The sequence below is a fragment of the Streptomyces sp. NPDC001204 genome (genome assembly GCF_053598035.1).
Map to the genome: position 1 here is coordinate 307,843 of NZ_JBSFJL010000001.1, position 18,349 is coordinate 326,191.

19 protein-coding genes are annotated in these 18,349 nt (G+C 73.0%); 7 read left to right on the forward strand and 12 right to left on the reverse strand.

Annotation, left to right across the window (positions count from 1 at the left end; all coding sequences use genetic code 11):
• The first annotated feature begins 20 nt into the window (after positions 1-20).
• The gene (locus ACWC91_RS01400; protein WP_225075445.1) at positions 21-1,154 is read left to right on the forward strand and encodes an Mrp/NBP35 family ATP-binding protein; all 1,134 of its coding nucleotides are present in this window, start codon (positions 21-23) and stop codon (positions 1,152-1,154) included.
• Positions 1,155-1,257: 103 nt separating this feature from the next.
• On the opposite strand, the gene ACWC91_RS01405 is transcribed toward ACWC91_RS01400, so the two are convergent.
• The 5 genes from ACWC91_RS01405 to sigE form a co-directional block, all read right to left on the reverse strand.
• Positions 1,258-1,929, reverse strand: coding sequence for a hypothetical protein (locus ACWC91_RS01405; protein ID WP_450643930.1), 672 nt, complete (start codon positions 1,927-1,929; stop codon positions 1,258-1,260).
• Between the two features lie 207 nt (positions 1,930-2,136).
• Positions 2,137-2,604 (reverse strand): sec-independent translocase, encoded by a 468-nt coding sequence (locus ACWC91_RS01410; protein WP_225075443.1) that lies wholly within the window; start codon positions 2,602-2,604, stop codon positions 2,137-2,139.
• Between the two features lie 177 nt (positions 2,605-2,781).
• Positions 2,782-4,458: a trypsin-like peptidase domain-containing protein gene (locus tag ACWC91_RS01415; RefSeq protein WP_450725751.1), complete on the reverse strand. Its 1,677-nt coding sequence runs from the start codon at positions 4,456-4,458 to the stop codon at positions 2,782-2,784.
• A 926-nt stretch (positions 4,459-5,384) separates the two neighbouring features.
• The gene (locus tag ACWC91_RS01420) at positions 5,385-6,338 is read right to left on the reverse strand and encodes an anti-sigma factor family protein (protein ID WP_225075441.1); all 954 of its coding nucleotides are present in this window, start codon (positions 6,336-6,338) and stop codon (positions 5,385-5,387) included.
• Positions 6,335-7,036: an RNA polymerase sigma factor SigE gene (gene sigE / locus ACWC91_RS01425; protein WP_141358680.1), complete on the reverse strand. Its 702-nt coding sequence runs from the start codon at positions 7,034-7,036 to the stop codon at positions 6,335-6,337. The genes ACWC91_RS01420 and sigE overlap by 4 nt, the downstream gene beginning before the upstream one ends.
• A gap of 246 nt (positions 7,037-7,282) precedes the next feature.
• On the opposite strand from sigE, the gene ACWC91_RS01430 reads away from it, so the two are divergent.
• Positions 7,283-7,981: an O-methyltransferase gene (locus ACWC91_RS01430; protein ID WP_281157045.1), complete on the forward strand. Its 699-nt coding sequence runs from the start codon at positions 7,283-7,285 to the stop codon at positions 7,979-7,981.
• 99 nt (positions 7,982-8,080) lie between these two features.
• On the opposite strand, the gene ACWC91_RS01435 is transcribed toward ACWC91_RS01430, so the two are convergent.
• Entirely contained in the window at positions 8,081-8,248 is a 168-nt protein-coding gene (locus ACWC91_RS01435; RefSeq protein ID WP_003966491.1) for a DUF3117 domain-containing protein, read from the reverse strand.
• Positions 8,249-8,649: 401 nt separating this feature from the next.
• Between ACWC91_RS01435 and chcB the strand changes: the two genes are divergently transcribed.
• Complete coding sequence (gene chcB / locus ACWC91_RS01440; RefSeq protein ID WP_225075440.1) at positions 8,650-9,453, forward strand: 2-cyclohexenylcarbonyl CoA isomerase; 804 nt, start codon at positions 8,650-8,652, stop codon at positions 9,451-9,453.
• Positions 9,454-9,490: 37 nt separating this feature from the next.
• Here chcB and ACWC91_RS01445 read toward each other — a convergent pair whose 3' ends face one another.
• On the reverse strand, positions 9,491-10,075 hold the full coding sequence (locus ACWC91_RS01445) for a DNA-3-methyladenine glycosylase I (protein ID WP_450644686.1): 585 nt from the start codon (positions 10,073-10,075) through the stop codon (positions 9,491-9,493).
• A gap of 11 nt (positions 10,076-10,086) precedes the next feature.
• Entirely contained in the window at positions 10,087-10,443 is a 357-nt protein-coding gene (locus ACWC91_RS01450; RefSeq protein WP_225075439.1) for a DivIVA domain-containing protein, read from the reverse strand.
• Positions 10,444-10,620: 177 nt separating this feature from the next.
• Between ACWC91_RS01450 and folP the strand changes: the two genes are divergently transcribed.
• Positions 10,621-11,481: a dihydropteroate synthase gene (gene folP / locus ACWC91_RS01455; RefSeq protein ID WP_450725753.1), complete on the forward strand. Its 861-nt coding sequence runs from the start codon at positions 10,621-10,623 to the stop codon at positions 11,479-11,481.
• A 240-nt stretch (positions 11,482-11,721) separates the two neighbouring features.
• On the opposite strand, the gene ACWC91_RS01460 is transcribed toward folP, so the two are convergent.
• The gene (locus ACWC91_RS01460) at positions 11,722-12,480 is read right to left on the reverse strand and encodes an LOG family protein (protein ID WP_225075437.1); all 759 of its coding nucleotides are present in this window, start codon (positions 12,478-12,480) and stop codon (positions 11,722-11,724) included.
• A gap of 174 nt (positions 12,481-12,654) precedes the next feature.
• The gene (gene dapE, locus ACWC91_RS01465) at positions 12,655-13,734 is read right to left on the reverse strand and encodes a succinyl-diaminopimelate desuccinylase (RefSeq protein ID WP_450644167.1); all 1,080 of its coding nucleotides are present in this window, start codon (positions 13,732-13,734) and stop codon (positions 12,655-12,657) included.
• A gap of 61 nt (positions 13,735-13,795) precedes the next feature.
• Between dapE and ACWC91_RS01470 the strand changes: the two genes are divergently transcribed.
• On the forward strand, positions 13,796-14,803 hold the full coding sequence (locus tag ACWC91_RS01470) for a heavy metal transporter (protein WP_450644165.1): 1,008 nt from the start codon (positions 13,796-13,798) through the stop codon (positions 14,801-14,803).
• Positions 14,804-15,035: 232 nt separating this feature from the next.
• The gene (locus ACWC91_RS01475; protein WP_225075434.1) at positions 15,036-15,407 is read left to right on the forward strand and encodes an ATP-binding protein; all 372 of its coding nucleotides are present in this window, start codon (positions 15,036-15,038) and stop codon (positions 15,405-15,407) included.
• A gap of 99 nt (positions 15,408-15,506) precedes the next feature.
• On the opposite strand, the gene ACWC91_RS01480 is transcribed toward ACWC91_RS01475, so the two are convergent.
• Together ACWC91_RS01480 and fdxA are read right to left on the reverse strand one after the other, a co-directional pair.
• Positions 15,507-16,628 (reverse strand): bifunctional succinyldiaminopimelate transaminase/glutamate-prephenate aminotransferase, encoded by a 1,122-nt coding sequence (locus ACWC91_RS01480; RefSeq protein WP_450644162.1) that lies wholly within the window; start codon positions 16,626-16,628, stop codon positions 15,507-15,509.
• A gap of 113 nt (positions 16,629-16,741) precedes the next feature.
• The gene (fdxA, locus tag ACWC91_RS01485) at positions 16,742-17,062 is read right to left on the reverse strand and encodes a ferredoxin (RefSeq protein WP_100568222.1); all 321 of its coding nucleotides are present in this window, start codon (positions 17,060-17,062) and stop codon (positions 16,742-16,744) included.
• A 140-nt stretch (positions 17,063-17,202) separates the two neighbouring features.
• On the opposite strand from fdxA, the gene ACWC91_RS01490 reads away from it, so the two are divergent.
• Positions 17,203-18,342 carry a GNAT family N-acetyltransferase gene (locus ACWC91_RS01490; protein ID WP_225075647.1) on the forward strand — a complete coding sequence of 380 codons (1,140 nt, stop codon included), beginning with the start codon at positions 17,203-17,205 and terminating at the stop codon, positions 18,340-18,342.
• Positions 18,343-18,349: the final 7 nt, after the last annotated feature.

Here is an 18,349-nt window from a genome sequence, read left to right on the forward strand (position 1 = left end):
AGCGCCGTACCATCGTCCTTATGGCTACGGAAGACGCGGTGCGCGCAGCTCTGGCGACGGTTGACGATCCCGAGATCCACCGGCCCATCACCGAGCTCGGCATGGTCAAATCGATCGAGATCGGCGCGGACGGAGCGGTCGCGGTCACCGTCTACCTGACGGTCTCCGGCTGCCCGATGCGCGAGACGATCACCCAACGGGTGACCGACGCCGTCTCCCGTGTCGAGGGTGTCACCCGGGTCGACGTCACTCTCGACGTGATGAGCGACGAGCAGCGCCGGGAGCTGGCGACCGCGCTGCGCGGCGGCCAGGCCGAGCGCGAGGTCCCCTTCGCCAGGCCCGGCAGCCTCACCCGCGTCTACGCCGTCGCCTCCGGCAAGGGCGGCGTCGGCAAGTCCTCGGTGACGGTCAACCTGGCGGCGGCGATGGCGGCCGACGGCCTGAAGGTGGGCGTGGTCGACGCCGACATCTACGGCCACAGCGTGCCGCGGATGCTGGGCGCGGACGGCCGCCCGACCCAGGTCGAGAACATGATCATGCCGCCGTCGGCGAACGGCGTGAAGGTCATCTCCATCGGCATGTTCACCCCGGGCAACGCGCCGGTCGTCTGGCGCGGGCCGATGCTGCACCGCGCGCTCCAGCAGTTCCTGGCGGACGTGTACTGGGGCGACCTGGACGTCCTCCTGCTCGACCTGCCGCCCGGCACCGGCGACATCGCGATCTCCGTGGCCCAGCTGGTGCCGAACGCCGAGATCCTGGTGGTGACGACGCCTCAGCAGGCGGCGGCCGAGGTCGCCGAGCGGGCGGGCTCCATCGCCGTCCAGACCCACCAGAAGATCGTCGGCGTGGTCGAGAACATGTCCGGCCTGCCCTGCCCGCACTGCGACGAGATGGTCGACGTCTTCGGCACGGGCGGCGGCCGGACGGTCGCCGAGGGCCTGACCCGCACCACGGGTGCCACGGTCCCGGTGCTCGGCTCCATCCCGATCGACGTCCGCCTGCGCGAGGGCGGCGACGAGGGCAAGCCGGTCGTCCTGAGCGACCCAGACTCCCCCGCCGGCTCGGCCCTGCGGTCGATCGCCGACAAGCTCGCGGGCCGGCAGCGGGGCCTCGCGGGGCTGTCGCTGGGGATCACCCCGAAGAACAAGTTCTAGGCCGTACGAGGGCCGTGGCGGCCCGCACCGCCCGTAAGGCGACAGGGGCGCCGTCCCGCGTGGACGGCGCCCCTTCGTGTCGTCAGCCGCGTGCCGCGCGGCGTCAGGCGTACGCGCCGATGTCCTTGATCATGGCGAAGCCGAGCCCGTACGCGCTCATGCCCCTGCCGTACGCCCCCAGGTGGACGCCCTGGGAGGTCGAACCGGCGAGCACCCAGCCGAACTCCGACTCCCGGTAGTAGAACGGCGTCGGGGCGCCGTCGACGGGCAGGGACAGCACGGACCACTCCGGGCCGGACAGGTCGTCGGCCAGCTCCCACGCGGTCTCCGTCTGCTGCTCCAGCCAGTCGTCCCGCAGGGTGTGGTCCACCTGCCCGGGCCAGGTGAACGACAGCAGGCCCACCGCGGCCAGCCAGGCCGCCGAGGAGACCGAGGTGGCCTCCAGCTGGCCCGTCCCGTCGGCGAGGCGCCGTACGGGCTGGGCGGCGACGGTGACGACGACCGCGAACCTCTCCTTGGACTCGTCCGGCGATCCGGACACGAACTCGTTGCGTACGGACGGCTCGTCGCCGTGCCCGGTCGAGCCGTGTTCCACGGAACCGTCGGCCGAGGTGCCGACCTGCATCAGCCAGCGCGGCCCCGTGAATGCCTCGTCGAGGCCGTACCAGGGAAAGGGCGCCAGCAGGTAACCCTCGGCCGTGCGCCGGGCGAAGGGGGACTGTTGTCCGCCCTCCGCGGCCGGCGCCTGCGCGCCTGCCCGACTTGTCGTCTCCATGTGCCCGGTGGCCTCCTCGCTCTCGTCGGACCGGGGTGTCCCGCCCCCCTTCGGGCGTACTCGTCCGGTCCGCACAACAACTCGGCAGCATATCCATCCCGCTTCGGGCAGCCGGGAAACCGCTCGGCGCGTGGGTCGCGGGTTGGGCCGTTTTCACGCCGTGCACGGGCCGCGCGCGGCGTGAAACACGTCACATGGGGACGCGGGTCAGGTGGCGTCCGCGTCGAAGGGCGGGCGCTCTTCCTGAGCGGGGGCCTCGGGCTTCTTGGTCATGTCGATCCGGCCGCCGGCCGAACCCGAGGAGCCCGAAGAACCAGAGGCGGAGGACGTGGAGGACGCCGAGGATTCGTACTCGTTGCCGTTCACCGCGTCCGTGATCTCGGCCATCTCCTTCTTCAGGTCGAAGCCGTTGCGGATCTCCTGCAGCCCCAGGTCGTCGTTGTCCAGCTGCTTGCGGATGAACGTCTTGGGGTTGAGGTCCTCGAACTCGAAGTCCTTGAATTCCGGGCCGAGTTCGCTGCGGATGTCCTGCTTGGCGCTCTCCGAGAACTCACGGATCTTCCGGATCGTGCGCGTCACGTCCTGGATGACCTTCGGGAGCTTTTCGGGACCGAACACGAGCACGGCCACGATGATGATCGTCAGCAGCTCGAGCGGTCCTATGTCATTGAACACCTGAAGCTCCTTGCGATGTCCTCGGTCCTCGGCCCTCGGGTGGTCCGGTCTGTGTGGGGCTGTCCGTGGTCCGGGCCGGATCCACGGTACCCGGCCCACGTGCCCGACCGGTACCGTCCCGAGGTGTCGGACTGCGTGTACACGACGGATTTTCCGGCTTGTTCCGCACGGTTTGTGTCAGTTGCTGTTCGAGGACCCGAGTACCAGGGAAACCTTGCGTGCCTTTCCGTCGCGTTCGACGGTCAGCTCCAGACGGTCGCCGGGGCGGTGGGCACGTGTCTTGACGATCAGCTCCTCACCCGAGTGGACGCGCTGGCCGTCCACCACGGTGATGACGTCTCCGCCCTTGATGCCCGCCTTGGCACCGGGACCGCCCGGGGTGACCGGCGGTCCGCCGTCCCGGCCCTTGGCGCCGACCCGGGCCCCGTCGCCGGGGTAGTTCATGTCCAGGGTCACCCCGATCACCGGGTGGCTGGCCTTGCCGTGGTTGATCAGCTCCTCGGCGACGCGCCTCGCCTGGTTGACGGGGATGGCGAAGCCCAGGCCGATGGAGCCGGCCTGGCCGGTCTGGAGGTCGGAGCCGGTGTCCGCGGAGCGGATGGCGGAGTTGATGCCGACGACCCGGCCCCGGGCGTCGAGGAGGGGGCCACCGGAGTTGCCCGGGTTGATCGGGGCGTCGGTCTGGAGGGCGTCGACATAGGACACGTCGCTGCCGTCGCCCTTCTCGCCGCCCGCCGTGATGGGGCGCTCCTTGGCGCTGATGATGCCGGAGGTGACGGTGTTGGCCAGGTCGAAGGGCGCGCCGATGGCGATGACCGGGTCGCCCACCTGCACGTTGTCGGAGTTGCCGAGCGGGATGGGGGTCAGGCCGCGCACACCGCGGACCTGGACGACCGCGAGGTCGTATCCGGCGTCCCGGCCGATGATCCTGGCCTTGGCGGTCTGCCCGCCGCTGAAGGTCACCGATATGTCGCCGCCGGAGGCCGCGTTCTCCACGACGTGGTTGTTGGTGAGGACGTGGCCGAGGCCGTCGAGCACGAACCCGGTGCCGGTGCCCTGCTCGCCGGAGCCGCTGACGTGCAGCGTCACCACGCCGGGCAGGGCCCGCGCGGCGATCCCGGCGACGCTGTCCGGGGCGCGCCCGGCGGGCTCCTTCCCGGCCTGCGGCAACTCCACGGTGCCCACGCCGCCGTTGCGCTCGATGTACGCCCCGGCCAGCCCGCCGAGCGCTCCGGACACGAGCGCGAGCACCACGGCCCCGCCCACCAGCGCCCGTGTGACCCGCCGGTGCCGCTGCTCGACGCTGAGCACGCCGGCTCCGGTCTGCTGCAACGGCGCGGCGACCCGGCCACCGGCCCAGGGGTCGTAACGCCTCCAGGGGTCGGCTGGGCCGGCACCGTGGTGGGCCTCGGCGGCGCCGGGAGCGGGGATGCCGTGCCCGTCCCCCACAGCCTGGGCGGGCACGCCGTGCGACGGGCCGCCTCCGAGCGGGGTTCCTTGCGGCACGCCCGCCGGCACGGTGTCCGCGGGTGGCGCCTCCTGCGGTGCGGCGGTCGGGGCCTGCGGCTGCGAGGGGAGTCCGGAGGGCGCGGGGTGGGTGGGAGCCGGGGGCGCCGAACCGTACGGCCGGGTGTCCACGGCGGGCGGCCCCTGGGGGGCCGGTGCAGGGGCGCCGGAGGAGAGGGCGGGTGTGTCCTGGGCGGGCGTCACCGCCGGGTGCTGCACCGGCGGGGCGGGCGCCCAGGGACCGGGCTGACCGTACGGAGGGGTGCCGTAGGGATCGGGATCGTGCAGCGGCCTGGGCCGCTCGCCGGAGACGACGGAGGTGTCAACGGCCCCGGAGGGCCCCTCCACGGGCCGATTGGCGACCGTCTCGGCGGACGTCCCGGGGGCACCGGGAACGGCCTCAGTCACCGGCACGGCGGGCGCAGCGGGTACGGCGGGCGCGGCGGGTGAAGCAGGCTCGCCGGGCGCCGCAGGCACGCCAGGTGCGGTGGGTACGGCCGGCTCGACGGACTCCGCAGGCACGCCTGGTGCGGTAGGTACGGCGGGTGCGGTGGGTACGGCCGGCTCGACAGACTCCGCAGGCACGCCTGGTGCGGTAGGTACGGCGGGTGCGCCAGGCACGCCAGGTCCGGTAGGTACGGCCGGCGCGACAGACGCCGCAGGCTCGCCAGGTGCGGCAAGCGCGCCGGGCACCGCGGGCTCGGTACGTGCGGCAGGCTCGGCAGGCGCCGCGGGCTCGGCATCCGTGCCAAGCATGGCGGGCGCGGCCGGTGCCGCCGGTGTGTGGTCCGTTCCGACGGCGAGGGTGGACGGGGCGTCCTCCGCCGCAAGGTGGGTGCCCTCCGCCTCGGTGGACGCCGGGCGGGGCCGGGCGAGTTCGAAGTCGCCCGTGTCGGGGGCGGCGCCGGAGGTCTGGAGCGGGCGGTCCAGTTCGTAGTCACCGTCTGCGTCGGCGCGTGCGGGGGTCGCGGCCTGCGCCTGCTCGGCCACGGGCCCGCCGGCTGCCGCACCCTGGGCCGGTGTCCCAGCCGCGTCGGCGGCCGGGGCGGGACCGGACGTGCCCTCCGGCCGGTCGTCCGGAGGGACTGAGCGGCTCCACCACTTCGGGCGGGCGGACTTCGTGGGCTTGCCCTCGTTCATGTTCTCCCCACAGCGGGTCGCGGCACGGCTCGTCGTTCGGTGGCCGTACGGCGTCGACTCCGCGCCCCGACCGGTGTCATGGGCGCGACCACTGTGGATTCAACCAGGTTCCCGGGCCGGGGCGCAGGGACCGGTCAGCGTGCAGTGTGGGAGGAGGCGGTGGGGGAGGGCGCGGCGAGCAGGCCCGGGGTGGTGAGCCCCGGGTCGGCGGACCACGAGGTCAGGGAGATCGGCGGGGTCGCGGTGAGCGGACGTATCAACGGCGACATGACGGCCGCGCCGGCGACCACCGGCGTGGTCAGCGGATGCATCACGTTCTGCGTCTGCCCGCCGGGAGGCACGGCCCCCGGCAGCAGCGGTGCGGCCGGCGGCGTCGAGGCCGCCCGCACCGCGCCCGACGACCGCTGTCCCCGGCCCGACTGCGGCGCGGCCGACTGGCGGCGCCGCGCGGTGTCGGAGGCCGACGCCGCGCCCGCACCCGCGGTGCGCGCCGGAGTCACGTTGCTGCCGGCCCCGGAGCCACCGCGCGCTTCCGCGGCGGTGTCACCCGCCGAGCCGGTGGTCACCCCGCCCAGGGCGAGGGCGGCCAGCGACACCGCCCCTGCGGCGACGAAGGCGAACCGCAGCCCGCGCGACGCGGACCGCTCGCTGTCGGGACGGCCGACGGGGTGGACCCGGAAGCCCCGGTCCTCGGCGGGGACGGCGGGATGCGGCCGGGCGGGCACATACCCGAACTCGAACTGCTCGCCGCGCTCCACCCCGAACACGCCGGAGCCCGAGGACAGCCCCCCGGGCAGCCCACCGCCGCCCAGCGGCGAACCGCCGCCGCCACCGGTACCGCCCCCCGGGAGGCCCTGGAGGCGGGCCAGGAAGCTCTCGGAGGGAGGCGGTGGGGCCGCCTGGGCGAACACGTTCTTCAGACGGCGCTGCGCGTCGACCTCCGCCTTGCACTTCGGGCAGGTGGCCACATGCGCCAGGACACGCTCGCGCGTGTCGTGACCGAGCTCGCCGTCCACGAGGGCGGCGAGCCGGTCTCCCAGATGCTGTTCCGCGAGGCGCCCCGCGGGGTCCGGCCGTGATCCACTCACGCGGTCGCGCCCCCTCCCCCCAGCGCGGGGACCGTGGCCACGAAGCCGCGGCGCTCGGCCCGGGCCTGCGGCGAGCGGTGCGCGAGGGCCTTGCGCAGCTGCGAACGGCCGCGGTGGATGCGGGAGCGCACCGTGCCCAGCTTGACGCCCAGGGTCGCGGCGATCTCCTCGTACGACAGTCCTTCGATGTCGCACAGGACGACCGCGGCGCGGAACTCGGGCGCGAGGGTGTCCAGGGCCTGCTGCACGTCCGCGTCGAAGTGCGCGTCGTTGAACAGCTGCTGCGGAGTGGGCTCCTTGCTGGGCAGCCGCTCGGCCGCGTCGTCGCCGAGCGCGTCGAAGCGGATGCGCTGCTTGCGGCGGACCATGTCCAGGAAGAGGTTCGTGGTGATGCGGTGCAGCCAGCCCTCGAACGTGCCCGGCGTGTAGGTCGACAGGGAGCGGAAGACGCGGACGAAGACCTCCTGGGTGAGATCCTCGGCGTCGTGCTGGTTGCCGGTGAGGCGGTAGGCCAGGCGGTAGACACGGCCGCTGTGCGTGCTGACGATCTCCTCCCAGGTGGGCGGAGTCCACGCCTGCCCGTCCGCGTCGGTCGAGAAGGTCGCGGTCTGGGTGGATTCGGCGGCGTGGCTCACGTCAGCAGCGGTGTTGGTCACGGATTTCGGCCTGCCCGCCGATCCGAGAAAGCGCCGTAGCACTCCTCCCCGATCTACAGGCGCGGCCGCACCTCCCCTGTCAGCTCTGGTGGTGTCCAGTGGAGCCCCTACCATAGCCACCTCGCCCGTTAGCTCCGGATAAGCAGTTTTACGAGAATTTGACACGTGCTGGCGCGGCTGGTGCGTCTGCGTCAGTACTTGCTCGGTGTCCCGATCCATCCCATACCCCCCGTCCACGCCGCCGTCGCGCCCCGTGTCGTTTCCTCACCCCATCAAACGACCGGTCCCATCTGCGGGTTCCCGGCCCCAACGGATACAGTCACGCCCAGGCATCGACGGGGACAGGAGAGGGTCATTACCGGCAACCGGCAGACGAGCTGGGCGTTCGCCGACGCCTATGTCGCCGAGGACGACGCGCTGCGCTGGGCCCGTGAGCGGGCTCGTGAGGCAGGGCTGCGCTCGGTGTCGCCCGGCGCGGGCGCCGCGCTGCGGTTGCTGGCCGCCACCGTGGACGCGAAGGCGGTCGCGGAGATCGGCACCGGCACCGGGGTCTCCGGGATCCACCTGCTGCACGGCATGCGGCCGGACGGGGTGCTGACCACCGTCGATCCCGAGCCGGAGCACCAGCAGTTCGCCCGCCAGGCGTTCCGCGCCGCGGGCTTCGCCGGCAACCGTGCCCGCTTCATCCCCGGCCGCGCCCTGGACGTGCTGCCCCGGCTCGCGGACGCGGGGTACGACCTCGTGTTCTGCGACGGCGACCGGCTGGAGTTCCCCGAGTACCTCGCTGAATCGTTGCGCCTGCTGCGACCGGGAGGCCTCGTCGCCTTCGAAGGTGTCTTCGCGCACGGGCGGACGGTGGACTCCGGACCGCAGCCGACGGAGGTCGTGCGGCTGCGGGAGTTGCTGCGCACGGTGCGCGAGAGCCCCGACCTGACGCCGTCCCTGCTGCCGGTGGGCGACGGACTGCTGTGCGCCGTCAAGCGCTGAGCGCTCCCGTCACCCGTGTGCCGCGCGCCCCCGCACAAACAGCGACCCCGACACCGCGTACGATGCCGGGGCTACTGAAAGGGTATGGTCGCTTGCGCGTCAGCCGACGACCTTCTTGAGGGCGTCGCCGAGCGCGTCGGCCTCGTCAGGGGTCAACTCGACGACGAGCCGACCGCCGCCTTCGAGCGGAACGCGCATGACGATGCCCCGCCCCTCCTTGGTCACCTCGAGCGGGCCATCACCCGTCCGCGGCTTCATGGCCGCCATGCTCGTTCCCCTTCCTGAAACCCAGCTCATCGTCAAAGCCGACGGCCCACCGACAGGGCACGCGCGCGATCCCTGCCCAGAACGGCACAGGACACGCGACACCGGCATCGAACACATTGCTTCCAAGCCATTATCCCGCATCCCAGGACCCGATGACCAACATCAGTTGGCATCGCTTGGGCAACGCGCGCGAGCAAAACCACTCAATTCGGCGATGTGGCTGCGATACTGCGCGCCCACGCCTCCGTGCGCCCGCCGCGGACGCACCGGAATTCTTTGACGCAGGTCACATGCCGGGTCCGCGCCCCGGCCGGTGATCTCCGTCATGCTGTCCTCGGACCAGGACCGACCATGACGTACCGAGCGGTACGTCATCGAGGCGACACCGGAGGGGATGCCCCATGGCCGACACCGTGCTCTACGAGGTGAGCGACGGGCTCGCGACGATCACGCTGAACCGTCCCGAGGCGATGAACGCGCTGAACGTCGCCGCCAAGGTGGCCCTCCGGGACGCGGCCCGGGAGGCGGCGGACGACGACGCCGTGCGGGCGGTGCTGCTGACCGCCGCCGGGGACCGGGCGTTCTGCGTGGGCCAGGACCTCAAGGAGCACATCGGGCTGCTGGCCGCCGACCGGGAGTCCGGATCGGGGCAGACCATGAGCACCGTGCGGGAGCACTACAACCCGATCGTGCGGGCGCTGGCGGGGGCGCGGAAGCCGGTGGTCGCCGCGGTGAACGGGGTCGCCGCGGGGGCGGGCTTCGGTTTCGCGCTCGCCGCCGACTACCGGATCGTGGCGGACACGGCGTCCTTCAACACCTCGTTCGTGGGGGTCGCGCTCACCGGGGACTCGGGGATCTCGTGGACCCTGCCTCGGGTGGTGGGTCCGGCCCGCGCCGCCGACCTGCTGTTCTTCCCGCGCCGCGTCACCGCCCAGGAGGCCCACGAACTGGGCATCGCCAACCGGGTCGTACCCGCCGCCGAACTGCGGGCCGAGGCCGAGAGGACGGCGCGGGCGCTGGCCGAGGGGCCGACGGTGGCGTACGCGGCGCTGAAGGAGGCGGTGGCCTTCGGACTGACGCACTCCTTGGAGGAGACCCTCCAGAAGGAGGACGAGCTCCAGACCCGGGCCGGGCAGTCCGAGGACCACGCGATCGCCGTCCGGGCGTTCGTCGACAAGGAGAAGCCCAAGTACCTGGGCCGCTGACCGCGGCGCAGGCGGGTGCCGCCCCCGGCCGGCCGGGTCAGGGGCGGCGCGCCACGCAGTCCGCGAGGTGGTCGTCGACCAGGCCGCACGCCTGCATCAGGGCGTACGCCGTCGTCGGGCCGACGAAGCGCAGACCGCGCTTCTTCAGGGCCTTCGACAGGGCCGTCGACTCGGGGGTGACGGCCGGGACGTCGGACAGGGTCCTGGGTACCGGGCGGGCGGCGCGGTCGGGGGCGTGGGACCAGATGAGGGCGTCCAGCTCGCCCGGGGACCAGTCGGCGATCACGCGCGCGTTGGCCAGCGTCGCGTCGATCTTGGCGCGGTTGCGGATGATGCCCGGGTCGGCGAGCAGCCGCTCGCGGTCCGCGTCGGTGAAGTCCGCCACCGCCGCGATCTTGAAGTCGGCGAAGGCGGAGCGGAAGCCGGCGCGGCGGCGAAGGATGGTGATCCAGGACAGGCCGGACTGGAATGCCTCCAGGGCGAGCCGTTCGTAGAGCGCGTCGTCGCCGTGGACCGGGCGGCCCCACTCCTCGTCGTGGTAGGCCACGTACTCCGCCGTGGACAGGGCCCACGGGCAGCGCAGGGCGCCGTCCGGGCCGGCGATCGCGGCACCCGGCGTCATGGTCTCGTCCGTCACCGCTGGTCCTCCGGTTCGGGCTTGGTCAGGTGGACGTGGGCGGCCGCGGCCCGGGCACCGGCCAGCGCGGACTCCAGGTCGGCGATCCGCGCGTCGCGCTCGGCGAGTTCGGCGCCGAGACGGCCGAGCGCGTCGTCGACGTCCGCCATGCGGTAGCCCCGGACGGTCAGCGGGAAGCGGAGGCTCTCCACGTCCGCGCGGTCCACCGGGCGGTCCGGTGGCAGCGTGTCCACGAGCCGCTCGGGCGCCGCCTCGGGCAGCGGTCCGGTTCCCTCGCCGCCGCCCACCACCGCGAGGGTCACCGCGGCGACCACGACGGCGAGCGCGACGACCAGGAAGAAGAACATAACCATCGCTGGGGTCCCCACGGAGTCTGTCGTAAGTGTCAGGGTCCGATCGTGCCATGCGAGGCTGACAGTTAGGGTCGCCAGACGACCGAAGACCGGGAAAGGCCCGGGAAGACCGGGCGGGACCGGGCGGGACCGGGCAGGACCGGGCAGGACCAGAAAGAAGAGGAGAGGTCACAGGGGATGCTCAGGCTGGGCAGGCGCGAATTCGACGCGCACGAGCCGGTGATCATGGCGATCGTCAACCGGACCCCGGACTCCTTCTACGACCAGGGCTCGACGTTCCGTGACGAGCCGGCCCTCGCGCGCGTGGAGCAGGCGGTCGCCGAGGGGGCCGCGATCATCGACATCGGCGGGGTGAAGGCCGGGCCCGGCGACGAGGTGACGGCCGTGGAGGAGGCCCGGCGGACGGTCGGCTTCGTGGCCGAGGTACGGCGGCGGTTCCCGGACGTGGTCATCAGCGTCGACACCTGGCGGGCCGACGTCGGCGAGGCCGTGTGCGAGGCGGGTGCCGACCTGCTGAACGACGCGTGGGGCGGGGTGGACCCGCGGCTCGCCGAGGTCGCGGCGCGCTACGGCACCGGCCTGGTGTGCACGCACGCCGGCGGCGCGGAGCCCCGGACACGGCCGCACCGGGTGACGTACGACGACGTCATGGCCGACATCCTCCGGGTGACCGTGGGGCTGGCCGAGCGGGCGGTGGCGCTCGGCGTGCCCCGGGAGTCGGTGATCATCGACCCCGGGCACGACTTCAACAAGAACACGCGGCACAGCCTGGAGGCGACCCGGCGTCTGGGAGAGATGGTCGCGACCGGGTGGCCGGTGCTGGTGTCGCTGTCCAACAAGGACTTCGTGGGCGAGACGCTGGACAAGCCGGTGAAGGAGCGGCTGGTGGGGACGCTGGCGACGACGGCTGTCTCGGCGTGGCTGGGGGCCCAGGTGTACCGGGTGCACGAGGTGGCCGAGACACGGCAGGTGCTGGACATGGTGGCGTCCATCGCGGGACACCGGCCGCCGGCCGTGGCCCGGCGCGGGCTGGCGTAGGGCTTTCCCGCCGCCGGTGACCCGGCGCGGGCCGGTGGGGGCCGGGCGCACAGCGCCCCGCGCCCCGCCGTACGGGTGCGCTGGGGTCTTTCGTTTGTATCAGGCCGGATCAGGGAGCGGGGTCCGGTGCCGTGCATCGCAAGGCGGAGGAGGGCGGCAGGGCGGAGCCCTGCCGGCCGACGACAACGCGGCGAGGCACGGTGCCAGGGCCCGCGAGCCCGGCATGGTCGAACGAGGGCCCTAGCGGCCCGCCTCCTTCGACATCAGGGCCACCGCCTCCGCCACGTCGTCCGTGACGTGGAACAGGGTGAGGTCAGCCTGGGCCGCCTTGCCCTGGGCGATCAGGGTGTTCTCCAGCCAGTCGACCAGGCCGCCCCAGTACGCCGTGCCGAAGAGGACGATCGGGAACCGGGTGACCTTCTGGGTCTGCACCAGGGTCAGGGCCTCGAAGAGCTCGTCCAGGGTGCCGAGGCCGCCGGGCAGGACGACGAAGCCCTCCGCGTACTTGACGAACATCATCTTGCGGACGAAGAAGTAGCGGAAGTTGAGGCCGATGTCGACGTAGGCGTTCAGGCCCTGCTCGAAGGGCAGTTCGATGCCCAGGCCCACCGAGACGCCGCCGGCCTCCAGCGCGCCCTTGTTCGCCGCCTCCATCGCGCCCGGGCCGCCGCCCGTGATCACCGCGAAGCCCGCCTCGACCAGGCCACGGCCGAGCCGCACCCCCGCGTCGTACTCCGGCGAGTCCACCGCCGTCCGTGCGGAGCCGAACACACTGATGGCGGGCGGGAGTTCGGCGAGCGTGCCGAAGCCCTCGATGAACTCCGACTGGATGCGCAGGACGCGCCAGGGGTCCGTGTGGACCCAGTCCGTGGGGGCGCGCTCGTCCAGCAACCGCTGGTCCGTGGTGCTCGCCTGGACCTGGCCACGCCGCCGGAGGACCGGTCCGAGTCGCTGCTCCTCCGGTGGCTGCTTCTTGCCCTCGGGATTGCCTGTTGGCATGTGCGCTCCCTCCGTGTGCGTGACGTTCCACCTCAGCGTAGATCCGCGGGGGTTACGAGAGGGGGACGTCGGTATGTCCGCCGTGAAGCGCCGTGCGGACGCCCGTGGTGGCGGTCGGACGCTCGTGGCGGCGGTCGGACGCCCGTGACGGCGGTCGGACGCCCGTGACGGCGGTCAGTCCGTCAGCCAGGCCCGCAGCCGCTCCTCGCCCGCGAGGATCTTGGCCGTCTCCACCCGCTCGTCGCGCTTGTGCGCCAAGTGGGGGTTGCCGGGGCCGTAGTTGACGGCGGGGATGCCCAGCGCCGAGAAACGCGAGACGTCCGTCCAGCCGTACTTCGGGCGCGCGGTGCCGCCGACCGCCTCGATGAACGCGGCCGCGGCCGGGTGGTTCAGCCCCGGCAGGGCGCCGCCGCTGTGGTCGTCGATCACGAACTCCTCCACCCCGCAGTCCGCGAACACCTCGCGGACGTGGGCGACGGCCTCCTCCTCGGTGCGGTCCGGGGCGTAGCGGAAGTTGACCGTGACCACGCACTCGTCGGGGATGACGTTGCCCGCCACTCCGCCGGAGACGCCGACCGCGTTGAGGCCCTCGCGGTACTCCAGGCCGTCGATGACCGGATGGCGCGGCTGGTACTCGGCGAGCCGCCGCAGGATCGGCGCGGCGGCGTGGATGGCGTTGGAGCCCATCCAGCCGCGCGCCGAGTGGGCCCGCTCGCCCTTCGTCCTCAGCAGCACCCGCAGCGTGCCCTGGCAGCCGCCCTCGACCTCGCCGTCGGAGGGTTCGAGCAGCACGGCGAAGTCGCCGGCCAGCCACTCCGGGTGCGCCTCGGCGACGTGCTTGAGGCCGTTCAGCTCGGCGGCGACCTCCTCGTTGTCGTAGAAGACGAAGGTCAGGTCGCGGTTGGGGGCGGGGACCGTGGCCGCGATGCGCAGCTGGACCGCCACTCCGGACTTCATGTCGCAGGTGCCGCAGCCCCACAGGACGCCGTCCTCGTCGAGCCGCGAGGGGACGTTTCCGGCGATCGGGACCGTGTCGATGTGGCCGGCCAGGATCACCCGCTGCGCGCGCCCGAGGTTCGTGCGGGCGACGACGTTGTTGCCGAAGCGGTCGACCGTCAGCTGCGGCAGGGCGCGCAGGGCGGCCTCGATCGCGTCGGCCAGCGGCTTCTCGGTGCCGCTCTCCGAGGGGAAGTCGACGAGTCGCGCGGTCAGGCGTGCGGCGTCCAGCGTGAGGTCAAGCGGGTTATCGGCCATGCGGTCGACCCTAACCCGGCGAACCGCCCGTACGTCGCCGCGCGTTGTCCACACCTGCCTCATGCGCCCCGCCAGCCTCCAGTACCTTGTAGGCGTGCCGCACCCTCCCCCCTCATCCAAGCGTCGTGGCCGCCTCCTCCGGTTCGGGGCGGCCGTCGTGGTCCTTCTCGGGCTCGCGGGCTACCTCTCGGTGCAGTACCTCACCGGAGGCACCGGAGGCCCGGGCTGCGAGGTCGTCTCCGGCAAGGGCGACGGCGCGTCGTACCGGTTCACACCGGAGCAGGCGGTGAACGCGGCGACGATCGCGGCCGTCGGCACCGGGCGCGGCATGCCCGAGCGGGCGGTGACCATCGCGCTGGCCACCGCCCTCCAGGAGTCCGCCCTGCGCAACATCGACTTCGGCGACCGGGACTCCCTCGGCCTGTTCCAGCAGCGGCCCTCGCAGGGCTGGGGCACGCCGGAGGAGATCATGGACCCGGCCTACTCGGCGGGGATCTTCTACGAGCACCTGAACAAGGTCCCCGGCTACACGCGGCTGCCGCTGACCGTGGCCGCGCAGCGCGTGCAGCGCAGCGGCTTCCCGCAGGCGTACGCCAAGCACGAGCCGGACGCGACGCTGCTCGCCGCCGCGCTCACCGGGCGCTCCGGGGCCACGCTGGCCTGCCGGGGCCGCCCGGGTCCCACCCGGACCAGCGGACCCGACGCGGTGCGTGCCGCGCTCGTACGGGACTTCGGCCGGGACGTGGTGCAGGAGGCGGGCGCGGAGGTCGGGGGCAAGCCGTCGCCGACGCCCACCCCGAGCCAGGCCGCGAGCGGGGACGGGCGGACCGTGACGGTGCCCGTGCCCGACGACACGGCCGCAGGGCGCGGCGCGCGGCAGCGCGGCTGGCAGCTGGCGCACTGGGCGGTGGCCAACGCCTCCGCGCTGCACATCGAGCAGGTCTCCTACGGCGGCTGGCAGTGGACGGCCGGGATGACCGACAGCCGGTGGCGGACGGCGCAGACGCGGGGCGCCGCCGGAGCGGAGCGGGCGGCGGGCTCGGTCCTCATCACCACGACCGGGCGTTAGTACGGGCCCTCACCCCGACGTGTCACCCCTCCCAAGGGCGCCGGAAGCCCTTGGGAGCAAGGGCGGCAAGGGGTTTTGCCGTCGCCCTCCGACGGGCACCGAGTGCCCTTTGTCCGGTTTTACGCGTACCCGATAATGCGACGCGTTACCAACTCTTTACGTTGGCCCGCCGCAACCTTCGCGGACTTCGAGCGGTAGTCAGAGCGTCCGTTCCCTCCGTCGAAGGAGCAACATGTCCCTCCCCCTGACCCGCCGGATCGCCCGTGCCGCGCTGCTCCTCGCCGCGGGAGCGGCCGCCGGGGTCGGTGCGGCCGGAGCCGCCAGCGCTGCCCCCGAGCTGCCGGCCACCCCGAACCTCGGCGGGCTGACCGCCCTGGACGGGGTGAGCGTCGGCAACACCGTGGACGGCGCCGCGCAGCACGTCGCCGGGGTCGCGGGCGACACCGGTGGCAAGGTCGTGAAGCAGGCGACGCCGACGGCGCGGAAGGCGGCGGGCGAAGCGGCCGGGTCCGCCGGAGGCCTCCTCGGCGGCGCCACGAAGACGGCGGCCAAGGGCGGGCTGCCGACACAGTCCCTGCCGGTCTCCGGCCTGCCTCTCGGCTGAGCGCCCCTCGAACGGCCGACGGGGTCCGGGGTCTTCTCCCCGGACCCCGTCGGCGTACGGAGCCCGTCCGCGCGTCGAGGCGGGTACGGCCGTCGCGGACTACGCGGCCAGGCGCTCCACCGCGGCGCGGACCCGTTCGTCCGTCGCCGTCAGCGCGACGCGTACGAAGTCCGCGCCCGCCGGGCCGTAGAAGTCGCCGGGGGCGACCAGGATGCCTCGTTCGGCGAGGTGGGCGACCGTGGTCCAGCAAGACTCGTCGCGGGTGGCCCACAGGTAGAGGCTCGCCTCGCTGTGCTCGATGCGGAAACCGTGGGCGAGGAGGGCCCGGCGCAGGTCCGTGCGGCGGGCGGCATAGCGTTCGCGCTGCTCGCGGACGTGGGTGTCGTCGCCGAGCGCGGCCACGACCGCCGCCTGCGTCGGCGCCGAGGTCATCATGCCGCCGTGCTTGCGGATCTCCAGCAGAGGGCCGAGGACGGCCGGGTCGCCGGCCAGGAAGGCGGCGCGGTAGCCGGCCAGGTTCGAGCGCTTGGACAGCGAGTGGACCGCGACGATGCCCTCGTACGAGCCGCCGTTCACGTCCGGGTGCAGGACCGAGACCGGGTCCGCCTCCCAGCCCAGCTCCAGGTAGCACTCGTCGGAGAAGACCAGCACGCCGTGCTCGCGGGCCCAGGCGACGATCCTCTTCAGCTCCTCCTTGGGCAGCACCTGGCCCGTGGGGTTGGAGGGCGAGTTCAGCCACAGCAGCTTCAGGCCCGCCGGGTCCAGCTCCGTGGGGCCCGGCGCGCCGGCGCCCGGTGTCACCGAGTAGACGAGGTGCCCGGCGCCGGCCAGGCGGGCGCCGACCTCGTAGGTCGGGTAGGCCAGGCGCGGGTACGCGACCTTGTCGCCGGGGCCGAGGCCCAGTTGGGTGGGGAGCCAGGCGACCAGTTCCTTGGAGCCGACGATCGGCAGGACGTGCCGGTGGGTGACGCCCCGCGCGCCGAGGCGGCGCTCGACCCAGCCGGTGATCGCGTCACGCAGTTCGGCCGTGCCCCACACCGTCGGGTAGCCCGGGGAGTCCGCGGCCTCGATCAGCGCCTTCTGGATCAGGTCGGGGACCGGGTCCACCGGGGTGCCGACCGACAGGTCGACGATGCCGTCCGGATGGGCCGCGGCCGTCTTCTTGTACGGCTCCAGCTTGTCCCAGGGAAAGGCGGGGAGCCGGTCGGAGAGTGCGGACACGGGGATCAGGCTCACTTTCTGGTCCGGGAAACGCCTCGGTCCCGTGCGGCGGGCGGAGCGCTGGAGTGCGATCAGGCCGTACGGGACCGAGGCGGCGCGAAGGCGGGCCGCTCTTACTGGTTCTGCGGCGGCAGCGCGGCGATGATGGGGTGGTCGCGCTCGATCAGCCCCAGCTTGCTGGCGCCACCGGGAGAGCCGAGCTCGTCGAAGAACTCGACGTTGGCCTTGTAGTAGTCCTTCCACTCCTCGGGAGTGTCGTCCTCGTAGAAGATCGCCTCGACCGGGCAGACCGGTTCACAGGCACCGCAGTCGACGCATTCGTCCGGGTGGATGTACAAGGACCGCTGGCCCTCGTAGATGCAGTCGACCGGGCACTCCTCGATGCACGCCTTGTCCTTGACGTCGACACAAGGCTGCGCGATGACGTAGGTCACGCTGTCGTTCCTCCTCGATAGGGCGCTGGCGGGCCTCCACAGGCTCCGCCGCCTGGCGCGCGGGAGCGCGGCGTCGTCGATGCCCGCCCCTAGTATCTCCGTTCCGGGGCATGATCCGAACAGGAGGGGTGAACAGACCTGTGGAAATATCGGCTTCAGGACGCCTCGAGGTCCGAATCACCGCTGCTGACGTGGGCAAACGGGTCTCAATACGGCGCTTGAGCGAACCTGGCGCGCCGGGTGAGAAGTTCACCGACACGGTCGGAGTTCTCACATCATGGGACCACGGTGTGCTGCTGATCACACGAAAGAGTGGCGAGACCGTGCGGATCGCGGAGTCCTCCCTGGTCGCGGGCAAGGTCGTACCGGCCGCACCGGCCCGGAGGCGGGGCCCGGCGGCCACGTACGAGGAGCTCGCACGCGCGGCGGCGCGGGCCTGGCGGCCGGTAGAGAGCGAGCCGTTGGGCGAGTGGGAACTCCGGGCGGCAGTCGAGCAGGTGCCGCGCGAAGCGCGCCGACGGGGGGCGGTGGCCGGGCGACGGGCGGGCTTCACCCGCCGCGCCAATTCGGTGCTGCCGCTCGGCGATCCCGGACTTCCGCTCGACGCGGCCCTGGCCGCCGTACGACGCTGGTACGGCGAGCGCGGCCTGCCCGCGTACATCCAGACGGCCACCGGCGCCGACGGCACTCAGGAACTGCTGTGCGCGGAGCTGGAACGGCGGGGCTGGGTGCGCGAGGTGACCGCCGAGCTGTGGATCGGGGCGCTCGCGCCGGTCGCCGACCGGGCCGAGGGCTCCGGGGTCGTGCTGTCCCGCACGGCCGACGAGGCGTGGCTTGCGCGGTACCAGCGCAAGGGGGTGAGCGAGGTGGCCCTGAAGGTGCTCGGCAGCGGGCCGTCGGTGTGGTTCGCGACGGTGCCCGGTGAGGGCGGTGTCCCCGCGGCGATCGGACGGTGCGTCGTCGACGGCCGCTGGGCGTCCTTCGCCGCCGTCGAGGTGGATCCGGCGCTGCGGCGACGGGGGCTCGCCACCACCGTGCTCGCCGCGCTCGCCCGCAGGGCCCTCGACGAGGGCGCGTCGGCGGCCTGGCTCCAGGTCGAGAGCGGCAACGCCGCGGCGCGGGCGCTGTACGCCGGAATGGGCTTCGGCGCGCACCACGCGTACCACCACTACCGCGCACCGGAATCCGGCGACTGCGGCCACCCGCGGCCGTCACGGGCGGAGCCCGCGCCGGGGCTCCCGTCGGGACCCCCGCGAAACTCCGGCGCTCGTCCGTCGTAGGGATCGT